15 protein-coding genes and 1 pseudogene are annotated in these 13,930 nt (G+C 66.5%); 3 read left to right on the forward strand and 13 right to left on the reverse strand.

The window, feature by feature from the left end; translation table 11 throughout:
• Nucleotides 1–241 precede the first annotated feature (241 nt).
• Together A8G15_RS01230 and A8G15_RS01235 are read right to left on the reverse strand one after the other, a co-directional pair.
• Nucleotides 242–1,081 (reverse strand): carboxymuconolactone decarboxylase family protein, encoded by an 840-nt coding sequence (locus A8G15_RS01230; protein ID WP_068154569.1) that lies wholly within the window; start codon nt 1,079–1,081, stop codon nt 242–244.
• Nucleotides 1,082–1,159: 78 nt separating this feature from the next.
• Nucleotides 1,160–1,990 (reverse strand): mycofactocin-coupled SDR family oxidoreductase, encoded by an 831-nt coding sequence (locus A8G15_RS01235; RefSeq protein WP_068154571.1) that lies wholly within the window; start codon nt 1,988–1,990, stop codon nt 1,160–1,162.
• A gap of 180 nt (nt 1,991–2,170) precedes the next feature.
• Here A8G15_RS01235 and A8G15_RS01240 point away from each other — a divergent pair, with 180 nt between their 5' ends.
• Nucleotides 2,171–2,857, forward strand: a complete 687-nt coding sequence (locus tag A8G15_RS01240; RefSeq protein ID WP_245687676.1) for a TetR/AcrR family transcriptional regulator — start codon at nt 2,171–2,173, stop codon at nt 2,855–2,857.
• A 75-nt stretch (nt 2,858–2,932) separates the two neighbouring features.
• Nucleotides 2,933–4,126: an ROK family transcriptional regulator gene (locus tag A8G15_RS01245; RefSeq protein ID WP_068154576.1), complete on the forward strand. Its 1,194-nt coding sequence runs from the start codon at nt 2,933–2,935 to the stop codon at nt 4,124–4,126.
• Nucleotides 4,127–4,172: 46 nt separating this feature from the next.
• Here the strand turns inward: A8G15_RS01245 and A8G15_RS01250 are convergent.
• The 11 genes and pseudogenes from A8G15_RS01250 to A8G15_RS01300 all read right to left on the reverse strand — a co-directional run.
• Nucleotides 4,173–4,565 (reverse strand): annotated as a pseudogene (locus tag A8G15_RS01250) (DnaJ family domain-containing protein); the annotation flags it as partial.
• A gap of 39 nt (nt 4,566–4,604) precedes the next feature.
• Nucleotides 4,605–4,895: a GNAT family N-acetyltransferase gene (locus A8G15_RS01255; protein ID WP_068154579.1), complete on the reverse strand. Its 291-nt coding sequence runs from the start codon at nt 4,893–4,895 to the stop codon at nt 4,605–4,607.
• 8 nt (nt 4,896–4,903) lie between these two features.
• On the reverse strand, nt 4,904–5,365 hold the full coding sequence (locus A8G15_RS01260; RefSeq protein WP_068154581.1) for a MarR family winged helix-turn-helix transcriptional regulator: 462 nt from the start codon (nt 5,363–5,365) through the stop codon (nt 4,904–4,906).
• Nucleotides 5,366–5,422: 57 nt separating this feature from the next.
• Entirely contained in the window at nt 5,423–5,899 is a 477-nt protein-coding gene (bfr, locus tag A8G15_RS01265; RefSeq protein WP_068154583.1) for a bacterioferritin, read from the reverse strand.
• Nucleotides 5,900–5,948: 49 nt separating this feature from the next.
• The gene (locus A8G15_RS01270) at nt 5,949–6,143 is read right to left on the reverse strand and encodes a (2Fe-2S)-binding protein (protein WP_068154584.1); all 195 of its coding nucleotides are present in this window, start codon (nt 6,141–6,143) and stop codon (nt 5,949–5,951) included.
• Between the two features lie 135 nt (nt 6,144–6,278).
• Nucleotides 6,279–7,037, reverse strand: a complete 759-nt coding sequence (locus A8G15_RS01275) for an AIM24 family protein (RefSeq protein WP_068154586.1) — start codon at nt 7,035–7,037, stop codon at nt 6,279–6,281.
• On the reverse strand, nt 7,034–7,738 hold the full coding sequence (locus A8G15_RS01280) for an AIM24 family protein (protein ID WP_068154588.1): 705 nt from the start codon (nt 7,736–7,738) through the stop codon (nt 7,034–7,036). Before A8G15_RS01280 ends, A8G15_RS01275 begins: the two co-directional genes overlap by 4 nt.
• A 7-nt stretch (nt 7,739–7,745) precedes the next feature.
• Nucleotides 7,746–8,366 (reverse strand): AIM24 family protein, encoded by a 621-nt coding sequence (locus A8G15_RS01285; protein ID WP_068154590.1) that lies wholly within the window; start codon nt 8,364–8,366, stop codon nt 7,746–7,748.
• Nucleotides 8,367–8,495: 129 nt separating this feature from the next.
• Entirely contained in the window at nt 8,496–9,653 is a 1,158-nt protein-coding gene (locus A8G15_RS01290) for an acyl-CoA dehydrogenase family protein (protein ID WP_068154592.1), read from the reverse strand.
• A 48-nt stretch (nt 9,654–9,701) separates the two neighbouring features.
• Nucleotides 9,702–10,895: an acyl-CoA dehydrogenase family protein gene (locus A8G15_RS01295; protein WP_068154594.1), complete on the reverse strand. Its 1,194-nt coding sequence runs from the start codon at nt 10,893–10,895 to the stop codon at nt 9,702–9,704.
• On the reverse strand, nt 10,892–12,136 hold the full coding sequence (locus tag A8G15_RS01300; protein ID WP_068154595.1) for a CoA transferase: 1,245 nt from the start codon (nt 12,134–12,136) through the stop codon (nt 10,892–10,894). The genes A8G15_RS01295 and A8G15_RS01300 overlap by 4 nt, the downstream gene beginning before the upstream one ends.
• A gap of 318 nt (nt 12,137–12,454) precedes the next feature.
• Here A8G15_RS01300 and A8G15_RS01305 point away from each other — a divergent pair, with 318 nt between their 5' ends.
• On the forward strand, nt 12,455–13,771 hold the full coding sequence (locus tag A8G15_RS01305; RefSeq protein WP_068154597.1) for an MFS transporter: 1,317 nt from the start codon (nt 12,455–12,457) through the stop codon (nt 13,769–13,771).
• Nucleotides 13,772–13,930 lie beyond the last annotated feature (159 nt).

A 13,930-nucleotide genomic window follows, 5' to 3' on the forward strand; every position in this document is an offset into this window, starting at 1 on the left:
CNTCGGGGGCGCGGATCGTGTTNCATCTGGCGCTGCTGGAGATGAAAACGTGGGGGTGGTGTGGGTGTGGGTGCTGCGGCGTTGTGTGGTGGTGGGGGTCAGGGTGATGCGTTGATCGTGCGCGTACCCAGGGCTTAGCACCCACGAAAACGGGACATCGCCGGACGGCGAAGCACCAGTGCGTGTCTCGCCGTCCGGCCCGGACTCCGTCCCGCGTCCACATCAGCACCACCGGCGCCGATCAGCCGGGAGGTTCATGTTCGTCGTGCCGTTCCCGGAGTACGCGTGCCTTCTGTTCGGCGATCGCACTGCTCAGGTGGGTGGCCTGCGCCCATCCCGAATAGGCGGCGAAATGCAGTGCCAGTTCATCCATTTCGTCGAAGGACAGGTCCCGGCTCTTCAGTGCGGCATAGACATGAGAGGTGATCGGCGTGGGTGCGCCCTGGAACCCCACGCACGCCACGGTGATCAGGCGGCGTTCCTTCATGCCGAGTCCGGGCCGCACCCACATCTCACCGAACACGAAGTTGAGAATCCCCGCCCCCTGATACGGATTGTCCCGATCGGGCGCGAACGGCAGGCAATTGATTTCGCTGAACGCCGCCGCACCGTCTGCCAGCCGGGCATCCGGGTCGCTGGCCGTGGTCAGCGGTAGGAGCGGCTCGGGTGGCGGAACCCCGATCCCGCGCTCCCGGTGGATCCGCTCCCACTGCCGGTCGACGACCCCGTTGAACTGCGATGCTTTCGGCCAGCCCGCGTAGACGGCGAAATGCAGGACTGTCTCCCGCATTTCCGTGATGGAGATGTCTCCGCTGTGCAGCGCCGCATACACGTGCTCGGCCAGCGCTTCCTCGGCACCGGCGTCGGCCACACACGACAGCGTGACGAACCGGCGATCACGCCGGCTCAGTCCGGGCCGCGTCCAGATCTCGCCGAACACGATGTCGATCAAACCGTTCGCCGTCACCGGACTCGGATCCGGCGGTGGGCCGACGGTCATGACTTCGCTGAACTCGCGCCGCCCGCGATTCGAGCGTTCGTGCGCTCCGGAATCCGTCGCGCTCGGGTTTTCGGTTCTCATGGGTTTCGCTTTCATCGGAGAGTGGTCACGACGTCGGCCTCGAATTCCGTACCGGGAGAGGAGAGCCGCCCGGCAGGGTCACCGGACCATGAAGCCCGCGTCGAGCGCCCATTCGGTACCGGTGATGAACTTCGCCTCATCGGAGACGAGATAGGCCACTGCGTTGGCGACGTCCTCGGCCTCGAGCATCTGCAGCGGCAGCGCGTTCTGCATTCCCGAGATCGAATTCGACCCTCCTGCGGCGGCCTGTTCCATCAACTCGCGCATGGCGTCGTTCAGGGTCATGCCGCTGGCCACTCCGGTGGGATGAATGGTGTTCACGCGAATCCATTCGGGTGCAAGATATCCCGCGAGTCCCTGCATCAATCCGACCAGTCCGCGCTTCGCGGCGGCGTAGGCGTTGCCGCTCGCGAGCAACGACGGTGATGCCTTCAACCCGGCGGTGGAACCGGTCATGACGATGGAGCCGCCACGGCCGCCGGCGCGCATTTCCGGCAGCGCCGCTCGCACGGTGTGATAGACGCCGGTCAGGTTGGTGTCGATCACATCGTTCCAGTCGGCGAGGAAATCCTCCGATTCCGATCCCATCCGGATGATTCCTGCGTTGGCGATGATGATGTCGACCCTGCCGAATTCCCGGTAGCCCTCTTCGAATGCGGCACGCAGGCCGTGGTAGTCGCGTACGTCGGCCTTCCGCGCGACCATCTTTCGTCCCTGCGCTGCGACCAGATTCGCGGTCTCCCTCAGGTCGGCCTCGGTGGCATTGGGGTAGGTCATCGATGCGACATCCGCGCAGATGTCGATGCCGATGATGTCGACGCCCTCGCCGGCCAGCCGTACGGCGTGAGCACGGCCCTGGCCGCGTCCGGCGCCGGTGATGAACGCGACGCGGCCCTCCATTCCTGCCATGACTGCTCTCCTCCTGGATGTTCCCGGGTGATGTCCTGTGGCCGAACTCCCACGGTCCGCTCCGCTTTCTTCGAGAGGAAAGTGGCCCGCGACCACTCGTGTGATTCACCCGAGGTCTGAAAGATAATGTGATGGACTGAACTGTAAGGCATAGGACTTAACCCTGTCCAGGGTGGTTTGATGAACGCCATGACCGAATCGATGCCCTCTGTCGGTCGTTCCGCGAAGCAGGAACTGGTCCTCACCGCGGAACGCCTCTACGCACGACACGGGCTCGACGGCGTCCCCTTGCGCCGGATCGGCGTCGAGGCGGGGATGGCCAACAAATCGGCCGTCCAATACCACTTCGGCTCCAAGCAGGGACTCATCGACGCCATCCTGATCAATCGGGTCGAAGACCTGACGCGTCGCCGGTCCCTGCTCGAAGCCAGGCTTCCCGCAACAGACCTGCGTTCCGTCGTCGAGGCGCACCAACTACCTCTGATCGAGCTCGCCGAGGACGAGGACTGCTACTACCTGCCGTTCCTCGAGCAGCTCGTGCGGGAGATGCACCCCCTGGACAAATTGCCGCAGACGCACCGCGAATCCGAGCGCGCCTACTACGCCCGCGTCGGCGCGCTCATCGCCGACGTGCCGCAACCTCTGCGGGACATCCGCATCCATCAGGCCTCGTCGACCTGCCTGCACCTGAGCGCCGACCGCCACCGCAGGCGAATGCTCGGCGTGAATGTCACCCCGTTTGCACTGCACGTCAGTCAACTGCTCGACACTCTGGTCGCCCAGCTGTCGGCTCCCCCTTCCCCGGAAACACTGGCCACCCTGGAATCCGCGCCCACCGCCACGCCTGCGCTCCCCGCGCTGCCGTAGGACACGACGCGACGCCGGGTGCCCGACGCTCGGGGCTGTGCTCCGCCTCCGGTCGATCGCGCTTACCGTTGACCCATGACCCGAACGACCCGATCGCTCGCCCCTGCGACCGCAGGTGACGTGTTCGCGCTGGTACGCGCCGGCACCGCGACCACTCGCAGCGAGATCGGCCAGCTCACCGGTCTGTCGCGTACCGCGGTTGCGTCCCGGGTCTCGTCGTTGCAGGCGCTCGGACTGGTCGTCGAATGCGAGGAGGGCCCGTCCACCGGCGGCCGTCCGCCGGCGACCCTGACGTTCGGGGTCGATGCGGGCATCGTCCTCGTCGCCGCGATCGGCCGCAGCCGTACCCAGCTCGCAGTCTGCGACCTGGCCGGTGGTCTGCTGTGCACCGACGACGTGGAACAGGAGATCGGCAACGACCCCGACGAACTGATGCCCCTCGTCGCCGCGCGCCTCGGAACGTTGCGCGACACCCTCGGTCCCGGCTGTCCGGGCACCGTCGGGATCGGCGTCGCGCTTCCGGGCACCGTCGACGTCGATCGCGGGTGCAGCCTGCACTCGCCGACGATGGCCGGGTGGGACGGGGTTCCGCTGCAACCGTATTTCGCCGCACTCGGAGACGTTCCGATCTTCGTCGACAACGATGCGAACGCGATGGTCCTGGCCGAACGGTTCGGCGAGCGCCGCCGGTTCCGGGACATGCTGCTCATCAAGGCGTCCACCGGGCTGCGCGCCGGCATCGTCTCCGGCGGTGTGCTGCAGCGCGGGGCGGTGGGCGCGGTCGGCGAAATCGGGCACACGAAGATCGCGGCGGCGCGCGACGTGGTCTGCCGGTGCGGCAACATCGGCTGTGTCGAGGCGGTGGCCGGCGGTTGGGCGCTGGTGCGCGACCTCGAGGCGCTCGGCCGCGACATCACACACATCCGCGATGTCGTCGAACTCGCCGGTTCCGGGGACAGCGAGGCGCGTCGGCTGATCCGCGACAGCGGCCGGCGGATCGGTGAAGTGGTCGCCGGGGCCGTCAACCTCCTCGACCCCGAGGTGCTCGTCGTCGGCGGCGACATGGCCGGTGCCTACGATGTGTTCGTCGCGGGACTTCGGGAAACCTTGTACGGCAATGCGATCGCGACCGCGACGCAGACACTGCAGATTCTGCCGTGGGCACACGGCGACCGGTCCGGCATGATCGGTTGCGCCTCCATGACCCTGGATCAGGTGCTCAGCGTGCGGGCCGTCGACGGGATGGTCGCCGACCTCGTCCGCCGCTGATCCTTCTGTCGCCTGTGGGTGAGGCGAACCTTCACCCCGGAGCGCGGCGATCCGTGCGCCACCGGCGGACGGTGTCGTCGGCATCGACGAGGTGCAGCGGCACGGGCAGCCGGTCGGGTGCGCGCAGGCAGTCGACGATGCGCCGGTTCAGTTCCGCGACGATCTCGCGGACACCGTCCTCGGTCGGGATGTCCCGCACGACGTCCGGCAGCCTCTCGACCTCTTTGCGCAGTTGCAACGGGGGCGGTAGCAGCGACTCCGTGGACAATCCTTCCCGGCGCAGATAGCTCTTGACCCACCACAGCTCGTCGTCGCCGTGGTCGGGGATCGGTTTGCCCGCGCCGGGCAGATTGTCGAAATCGCCGCGTTCCTGCGCGACGCGGATCTGCCGTTCGACCCACGACTCGAAGGTGACGTCCGGACGCTTGCGTTCGGTCATGACGCCATTGTCCGCGCGCGACTGCCCGCGCGTGCAGGGTCAGTCGGCGATGTCCTGGTACTCGGGGTGCTTCTCGATGTACGAGTGGACGAACGGGCAGATGGGAACGATCCGCTTGCCGCGCTCGCGCACATCGTCGAGTGCGAAGCGCACGAGCCTGCCGGACAGGCCCTGACCCGAGTAGGCGCCGTCGACCTCGGTGTGGTCGAACACGAGCTGGACGTCGCCGTCCGGGTGGTACTGGGTGTAGCCGATGACGGTGTCGCCGTCGCGGAGTTCGTACCGCTGCAGGTCCTCGTTGTGGACGACGTTCACGGGTGAGTCGCTCATTTTTTCCTCTAGCCGTTTCCGAGCAGGTGCGTGCGCATCGCGGCGAAGGATTCGCCGAATCGCGCGACGTCCTCCTCGCTGAGCAGGTCGAACATACTCGAACGCACCGCTTCGACGTGGCCGGGGCTGGCTTCGGCGAGCTTGGTGGCGCCTTCGTCGGTGAGTTCGGCGAGGGTGCCGCGCTTGTCCTCGGGGCATTCGACGCGGCGGACCCAGCCTGCGTCGACCAGACGCGTGATCGCGCGCGTGGCCCCGCTGCGCGTCGTGACGACGACGTCGGCCAGGGCGCTCATGCGCATGCGCCGTCCGGGCGCCTCCGAGAGGGCGACGAGCAGTTCGAAGTCGGTGAGCGAGATCTTGGAATCTCGGGTGAGTTGCCGGTCGAGGGCCGCCATGAGCAGCCGCGTGGCGTCGAGGTAGGCGCGCCACGCGTGCTGCTCGGCGTCGTCGAGCCACCGCGGTGAGTCCATACGGCCAGGATACGCGATGTGGTTGCGTCGTCAACGACTGTGGCGGCCCCCGGTCGGCTACTCCGGTGGGGAGACGTGCACGGAGATGTACAGCGGCTCGCCCAGCTGTTCGAGGAGCCCGAGCTGGGTCTCCAGGTAGTCGATGTGTTCTTCCTCCTCGGCGAGGATGGACTCGAAGATGTTCGCCGAGGTGATGTCGCTGACCGAGCGCATATACTCGGCGCCCTTCCTCAGGCGATCACGGGCCTCGATCTCCACCTGCATGTCGGCCTCGAACATCTCCTTGATGGTCTGTCCGATGCGGATCGAGCCGAGCCGTTGATAGTTGGGCAGGCCGTCGAGGAACAGGATGCGGTCGGTCAGGGTCTCGGCGTGACGCATCTCCTCGAAGGATTCGGCTCGCGTGTGTGACGCGAGCTTCGCCCAGCCGAGGTTGTCCTGCATTTTCGAGTGCAGGAAATACTGATTGATCGCGGTGAGTTCGGCAGTCAACTGCTCGTTGAGGAACTCCAGGACTTTCTTGTCGCCCTTCATGGCACCTCCCGGGGTGGAACCATCGAGTTCACCGCCGGGTAGGGGCTGGCTACACGGCGGTCTCGAGTTCGATGTTCTCATTCCGGCGGGAAGCTCGCAGGATCGCGGAGATATTGCGTACGCAACCGCCGCAGTCGGTTCCGGCCCGGCATGCCGCGCTGATTTCCCGGGTGCAGCGCGCGCCGGCAGCGATCTCAGCCTCGATGTGATTGTGGGTGAGAGCGTGGCAGCTGCAGACGTACATGCGGACGACCAATCTGGAGCGATGTTACTTAGGTTGTCCAAACCTTACCGCAGTAAGGGCTGGCTATCCTGTGATCGTAATCACATCGCGACTAAAGCGGGTAGGGGCAATGCCCGGTCCTCGCCCGGGGGGTCGTCAGAACTGTTGCTGCTGTTGCAGTTGCGACGACACGGCATGATTGATCCGTTGCAGGCCGCTGCTGGTCAGTCCCGGCAACTGTCCTTCGATCACCCGGACCACCGAACTGTCGTCGATCACCTTCTCGCTGGACTGGATGAGCACCGTCCCGGCTCCGGTGAAATCGAACTGCCGCTCCTCCCCGGACTGCACGCCGAACATGCGCGCTCCGGCCGCGACGTACCCGGTGATCCAGGATTCGTCGAAGTGGTGACTCGGCGAGGGGCAGTCCGCCCAGCCCACCAGGGCCTCGGGATCCACCCGCAGCGGCGGTTCCGCGAAGATCACCGGGCCGTTCGACGACGCCAGGAACTTCCCGGTGCCGATCAACGTGAGGAAGCCCGGCACGATCGACTGGTTCAACGACAATCCGGGCTCGAACGCCAGCAGGTTCGCGGCCCGGATGGTCAGGTTTCCGTCGTCGAGGTCGTAGGAATTGATGTCGTAGCCGCGATCGCCGAGGATCAGCTTCCCGTAGCCCTCGGCGACCACGTAGTCGCCCAGGTGCAACGGTGCGGAGAACTGCTGGGCCACCATGTGCAGCAGCTGACCCTGTAGCCCGTGGGTGAGCGCGGTGAACTGGATCTGCCCGTAGTAGGCGATCATCGCGCCCTTCGACAGGAACCACGGGCTCTGCAGGTCGATGCAGTACGCGTAGCCGTTGCCGGGCACGTTGTCGTTGCCGACGAGATGTGACGGATTCAGTACGACACTCACAGCTTCTCCTCCGATGCCTGCACGTAGACGATGCCCTGCCCGGTGCACTCGAGTTGCATGCTCTCACCGCCGGTCCGGCCGGCGTTGCGCCAGCTCATCGTCGACTTCAGGTCGGTGCGCACCGGTCCCAGCGCCGCGACGAACGATTGCGGATCGACGAACACCGGTGCCGGCCCGCCGACCTGCAGTTCGATGACCCCACCGTGCGCGAGCAGCACGGCCGCGCCGTAGCCGGACAACTGGGTCGTGAACATTCCTGTGCCCGTGACCATTCCGGTTGCCGCTCCGCGCAGCGCGCCGAGCAGGCCACCGCCGCCGCCTGCGGACGCCGGAGCGGCCGACGCCTGCACGACCGCGCTCTGGAGACCCGAGGTGTGCGCGAGCAGGCGCGACGCCTCGACCCGAAGTTCGCCGCCCCCGGACATGTCCACGATGTGGGTCTCGAGCCCGCGGAATCCGTAGTGCACCACACCGTTGCCCTGTGCGACCATCGTCGCCTCGTGCTCACCCTGCATCATCCGGCCGGCCATCGATGCGATCCCGCCGAGGCCTCCCGGCATCCCACCGCTGCCCGGAAGCTGATGTGGGGTGAAATGCACTGCGCCCGTGTAGAACAGCATCGCGCCGCGGCGCGCGACGATCGGACCGGACTGGTTCAGGTCGACGCGGACGACCTTGTTGTTGACCTTGGTGAACGTCATCGGCTTCCTACCGTTCCGCCGGCTGGATGGACACGACACCCATTCCGTCCCATTTCAGCGAGAACGCCTCGCCGTTGCCCTGCCCGATCGCGGACCGCCACGAGACGTCGGTGACGAACGACTGTGTCAGCTGCCCCTTCGCGCAGACGAACGCATCCGGGTCGACGACCAGCGGGTACTGGGGCGAGACCTCGAGATGGATCAGCGGCCCGCCCGCCGACAGCAGCGCAACCTGACCGCTGCCCGTCACCGTCGTGGTGAACAGTCCCTGTCCGCTCATGCCGCCCCGGACCCCCGCGAACGTGACGTTGGTGGTGAGGTTCCCGTTGAGCGCCAGCAACTGCTCGGACTCGACCTGCAGCGTCTCGTTGTTCAGTTCCAGCACGGTCACGTTCCGGCCCCGGTGCGCGAGGTAGACGACACCGGTGCCGGCGGCCTCCATGAGAGAGAGGCCTTCGCCCGTCGCACGCTGCCGCAGACCGGCCAGCACACCCTCGCCGCCGCCGAACCCGGCCGACTTGAAGCTCACCTGGCCCTCGTAGGCCACCATCGACCCCGACAGCGCGCGGATGCTGGTGTTGCTCAGCTGGGCCTCGATGACCCGTTTCGATTTCTCGAGCAGTCGCATGGCGCGAAACGATAGCGGGTGCCGGTCGGATCCGCCCGGCCGGATCCGCGCTCGTTCCGGGACGTGACCCGGCCCCGGGCCGCGTGTGACAGCCCGGGGCCGAGCCCCGTCGTACCTGCGGGGTGTGCTCTACAGGCCGATGTCCTTGGCGATGATGGTCTTCATGACCTCACTGGTGCCGCCGTAGATGCGGCTGACGCGCGTATCGGCGTACAGGCGCGCGATGGGGTATTCGGTGATGTAGCCGTATCCGCCGTGCAGCTGCAGGCACTTGTCGATGATGCGGCCGGCCGCTTCGGTGCCGAACAGCTTCGCCCGGGCCGCGTCGGGCACGGTGAGCTCGCCGCGGTCGTGCAGCTCGAGTGCGTTGTCGACCATCAGCTGGACGGCCTGCAGCTCCGTGGAGCATTCGGCGAGCACGAATTTCGTGTTCTGGAACGTGGCGACCGGCTTGCCGAACACCTTGCGGTCCTTGGTGTACGTGATCGCGTGTTGCAACGCCGCCGCCGCGGTCGCCGATGCGCCGAATGCGATGGTGAGGCGCTCCTGGGCGAGGTTGTGGGTCAGGTACCGGAAGCCCTTGCCCTCCTCGCCGAGCAGGTCGGTGACCGGAACCTTGACGTCGGAGTAGGACAGCTCCGCGGTGTCGGAGGTCTTCAGGCCGATCTTGTCGAGCTTGCGGCCCACCGAGAATCCCTCGGCGGCGGTGTCGACGACGAGGATCGACAGACCGGCGCGGCGGTTCTCCGGATCGAACGGCGAGGTGCGGCAGACCGTGAGGATGCGGTCGGCCAGGGCGCCGCCGGTGATGAAGGTCTTCGCACCGTTGATCACGTAGTGCGAGCCGTCCTCCGAGAGCTTCGCCGTGGTGGCGATGTTCGCGAGGTCGGATCCGGTGCCCGGCTCGGTCATGGCGATCGCGAACATCAGGTCGCCGGAACAGAACCCTGGGATCCAACGCTGCTTCTGCTCGTCGGTCCCGTACTCCATCAGGTACGGAAGGATGAGGTTCGAGTGCACCGAGTACGACCCGAAGGTGACTCCGGCGGCCGAGCACTCCTCGGCGACAACCGCATTGAACTTGATCGACGACTCTCCACCGCCGCCGAACTCCTCCGGCGCCTGGATGCCCAGGATGCCCAGCTCGCCGAGCCGGTTGTAGAACTTGCGCGGGGGATGGCCGTCGGCCTCCCACTCGTGGTAGACCGGTGCGACCTCTTTCGCGATGAAGTCGCGCACCGTTTCCCGGAACGCTTCGTGATCCTCGTTGAACACCGTACGCTGCACGGTCGATCTCCCTCTCGTGGGCTGGGCCGGAACGGATCCCGGTTCGAATTACAGTGCGTAGCTGCGCAGTACGCCCTTGCTGATGATCGTCTTCTGGATCTCGCTGGTGCCCTCGCCGATGAGCAGGAACGGGGCTTCGCGCATGAGCCGCTCGATCTCGTATTCCTTGGAGTAGCCGTAGCCGCCGTGGATGCGGAAGCTGGCCTGGGTGACCTCCGAGCAGTACTCGCTGGTGAGGTACTTGGCCATGCCGGCCGCGACGTCGTTGCGTTCACCCGAATCCTTCAGGCGCGCGGCGTTGACCATCATCAGGTGAGCGGCCTCGACCTTGGTGGCCATCTCCGCGAGGGAGAACGAGATCGCCTGGTGCTGGGCGATCGGCTTGCCGAAGGTGGTGCGCTGCTGGGCGTACTGCGCGGCGAGCTCGAACGCACGGATCGCGACACCGCACGCGCGGGCCGAGACGTTGACCCGCCCGACCTCGACGCCGTCCATCATCTGGAAGAAGCCGCGGCCGGGAACACCACCGAGAACGTCGCCCGCGGATGCCTTGTAGTTGTCGAAGACCAGCTCGGTCGTATCGATGCCCTTGTAGCCCATCTTGTCGATCTTGCCGGGGATGGTGAGGCCGGGTACGACCTCGCCGAATCCGGCGGGCTTCTCGACCAGGAAGGTCGTCAGGTTCTGGTGCGGCTTCTCCGCGCCTTCCTCCGTCTTGACCAGCGCGGCGACCAGCGTGGAGCTGCCCCCGTTGGTCAGCCACATCTTCTGGCCGTTGATGACGTAGTCGCCGCCTGCGTCGCGCTTGGCCTTGGTGCGGATCGCGGCGACATCCGAGCCGAGTTCGGGTTCGGACATGGAGAAGGCACCGCGGGTCTCGCCGGTCGCCATCTTCGGCAGGTAGTAGTTCTTCTGCTCGTCGGTTCCGTGCTGACGCAGCATGTACGCGACGATGAAGTGGGTGTTGATGACGCCGGACACGCTCATCCAGCCGCGGGCGAGTTCCTCGACGCACAGCGCGTAGGTGAGCAGCGATTCGCCCAGGCCGCCGTACTCCTCGGGAATCATCAGGCCGAACAGGCCCATTTCCCGCATCCGGTCGACGATCGCCTGCGGGTAGGTGTCCGAATGCTCGAGTTCCTGCGCGTTCGGGATGATCTCGCGGTCGACGAAAGTACGGACGGTGTCCAGGATCTCGGTCTGGAACTCGGTCAGGCCGATCGTCTGGGCGAGGCGGGTCATGCGCGATCCTTCTGGTTGATTCGGACGGTGCCGGATGCGGCGAGGGCGTCGACCTCGTCGTCGGTGAGACCGAGGTGCTCGACGAGCACCTCGGCGGTGTCGTCACCGTTGGCCGGGGCGGGACGGACGGCCGGGTGTACGCCGTCGAACGACATGGGGGTGCTGGCCGCGGAGTAGGTTCCGATGCGCGGCTGGTCGAGTTTCTGGAACATCGGGTTGCCGGTGACCCGCGGGTCGGCGGCGAGTTCGGCGAACGAGCGATAGCGCTCGTGCAGGATGGAGGTGCCGTCGAGCGCGGCCTCGACCTCGTCCGCGGTCCGCGCGCCGAACCACCCGGCGAACAGGCCGTTGAGCACGGCGCGGTGCTTGTACCGTTCGCCTTCGTCGCGGAAGTCGGCGCCGAGCGCGGCCTCGACGGCCGTGACGGCTGCGGTGGTGCCGGTGAGTTCGGTGAGGTCACGGAAGTGGCGCGGGGTCAGCGCGACGATCATGAACCGGGCACCGTCCGAGGTGGCGAAGTCGGCGCCGTAGGTGCCGTAGACCGCGTTGCCGACACGCCCGCGGCCCTGCAGGCCGAGTTGCGCCTCGGCGATGTAGCCGAGGTTGCCGACGGTCGCGAACGCGACGTCCTCGAGCGGGAGAACGATTTTGGTTCCGGCGCCGGTGATCTCGCGGCGGTACACCGCGGACGCGACGGACAGTGCGGCGTAGAGTCCGCACGAGACATCCCAGGCGGGCAGCACGTGATTGACGGGGCCGTCGAGGTTTTCGGGGCCGGTGACCTGGGGGAAGCCGGCGGCGGCGTTGACGGTGTAGTCGACGGCGCCGGTACCGTCGGCGCGGCCGAGCACCTGCACGTGGATCAGGTCGGGGCGGATCGCGGAGAGTGCCTCGTAGTCGAGCCAGTCGCGTCCCGCGGCGTTGGTGACGACGATGCCCGCGTCGATGATCAGGTCTCGGATCAGCTTGTGCGCGTTCGGATCACGGAAATCGGCGGCGAATGAGCGCTTGCCCTTGTTCAGGTTCGCCCAGTAGATCGACTCGCCGTCCTCGGTCAGTGGCCAGCGCTTGTAGTCGGCGGCCCCGCCGATCGGGTCGATACGGATCACGTCGGCACCGAGGGCGGCGAGGGTCATCCCGCACAACGGCGCGGCCACGAAGCTCGACACCTCGATCACGCGCACACCGGCCAGCGGTGCCGTGGACGAAGGGAGCTCGTCGGTGGAAGCGGTGGAGTTCATGCGTTGCCTGTCCTCGTCGCGGTGTGTCCGGGCACACGTGACCGGACGGATTGCACAGTCAGCATGCATCACGCTCACAACGGGGACCAGCGCCGATCGGCTAATGCTCCGTTAGCGCAGACCAATAGCAGGCGCCCGGGCCGCCACCGATGGTGACGACACATAGGTACCGGCAATCTGTCAGTTCGACGACGGCGTCTTGCCACGCGTGAAATGGGTCACGTTCAATGGGTCGCAACGCCAGGCGTGACGTTTCACGCCGACGACGGGGAAGGGCATCCCGCGTCGGACCCCTCCGAGTTCTTGAAGGGACTCCCAGTGACAACAGGCGAAATCCTGAACGACAAAACAGAAAAAGCGGGCGTGTCCAGCCTGGTCACCCCGGGTCGCGCGTGGGGCATGACGGGGCTGGTCATCTTCCTCTATGTCGTGAACTACGCCGACAAGGCCGTCCTCGGAATCATCGCGCAGCCGCTGAAGAGCGAGCTCGGCCTCACGTCGTCGCAGATCGGTCTGGTCGGTTCGCTCTTCTTCGTGACGTTCACGGTGGGCGGGTTCCTCGCGGGTCCGCTCAACAAGTACATGACCCTCCGATGGGCCCTGCTCGCGCTCGGCATCATCTGGTCCGTCGTCATGCTCCCGCTCGTGGTCTCCGCGTCGTTCGTGTTGCTGGTCGTGTGCCGCATGCTCCTCGGCCTCGCCGAGGGCCCGAGTTCGGCGCTGATGCACACCGCGACGTATTCGTGGCACCCGCCGGCGAAGCGCGGACTGCCGGGCGCGCTGCTCGCCGGTTCGGCATCGGTCGCCAAGATCGCACTCGCACCCGTTCTCACGTTCATCACCGTCGAATACGGCTGGAAGATGGCGTTGATCGCGCTGTCGATCCTCGGCGCGGTGTGGGTCCTGCTGTGGCTCACGGGCTGGAAGGAAGGCCCCTACACCGCGGCGGCCGTCAAGGGTGGCGGCACCGCGACCGCGTCTACCGAACCGTCGGTCCCGTGGAAGAAGATCTTCCTCACCCGCACGTTCATTAGCTGCTCGGCCCTGATCATCGTCGTCTACGCGCTGACCACCGTCGTCCTGACCTGGCTGCCGTCGTACTTCGAGGTCGGCCTCGGCTACAGCCGGATGCAGGCCGGCTCGATGTTCGCGCTGCCGTCGATCATCGGCCTGTTCCTGATGGTGACCTCGGGCACGATCACCGACCGGCTGATCGGCAAGGGCTTCAGCTCCCGCGTCGTGCGGATCATCGTGCCCTGCGTGGGCGTGCTCATCTGCGGCTCGGTGCTCGTCTTCCTTCCGTACATCGGCACTCCGGCTCTCGCGGTCGCGGCGGTGTCCATCGGCTACGCCTTCGGTGCCATCGTCTTCCCGCTGATCAACGCGGCGATCTCCGAGCTGTGCCCGCCGCAGCAGACCGCAGGCACGATGGGTGTGTTCCTCGCGCTCATGGCCATCGGCGGTCTCGTCGCCCCGTACGCGACCGGTGTCATCGTCGACAACGCCGAGTCCCCGGCCGTCGGTTATGCCACGTCGTTCCAGTACATCGGTGTGCTCGGCGCGATCGCCGCAATCCTGGTGCTGATCCTCGCCAACCCCGAACGGGATCGGAAGATCATCCGTGGTCAGGCGTGACGAAGGTCGTGGCATAGCTTCCACCTAACGGAAGCTTCCGCCGAAAGACTTTCCCTCACCGGCCGGGCGCGTGGTCTCCTCAGATGTGAGGACCACCACCCGGCCGGTCGTCTTTTCCCGCCACGGTTGCCCGCCAGCCGTGTCCCGCAACAGCAAAGG

The organism is Rhodococcus phenolicus (genome assembly GCF_001646785.1).
Taxonomy (GTDB): domain Bacteria; phylum Actinomycetota; class Actinomycetes; order Mycobacteriales; family Mycobacteriaceae; genus Rhodococcus; species Rhodococcus phenolicus.